Origin of the sequence: Vibrio sp. 10N.222.55.C6, from assembly GCF_041473395.1 — a bacterium.
Classification (GTDB): domain Bacteria; phylum Pseudomonadota; class Gammaproteobacteria; order Enterobacterales; family Vibrionaceae; genus Vibrio; species Vibrio crassostreae_C.
The window spans coordinates 1-318 of the sequence record NZ_JBFRSD010001117.1; the positions used below are offsets into that span (position 1 = coordinate 1).

Consider the following 318-nt stretch of genomic DNA (forward strand, 5'->3'; position numbering starts at 1 on the left):
TAGCAGGTAGCGTGCAGCCGACTGGTTTCTCCAGTACAGAAAGGTACGTTCACCTGCGTCATCAAGCTGAATTAGGTATAGACCCGGAGTACGTTGGCTGTCTTGTAGAACAAGGTCCGTCGACACCCCCTCTTGTTGCCAGCGTTCTAACATTCCCTTGCTAATCGGGTCTGCGCCCAAAGCCGTGACGTAGGACACTTTTATGTCATCTTGATTGAGGTTGGCCTCGCAGCCGCGGCTTAGATCGACCGCAGCATTGAGTGTGTCCCCGCCAAACGTTTGATGCATTGAGCCGAACGGTTTGCCGTTCAGCTCGAT

General features: G+C 53.5%; 1 protein-coding gene. It reads right to left on the minus strand.

All coding sequences use genetic code 11. The features are described from left to right. Positions 1-318, minus strand: a 318-nt coding sequence (locus AB4486_RS27800; RefSeq protein WP_372120034.1) for a PfkB family carbohydrate kinase, incomplete at both ends; no start/stop codon positions are given.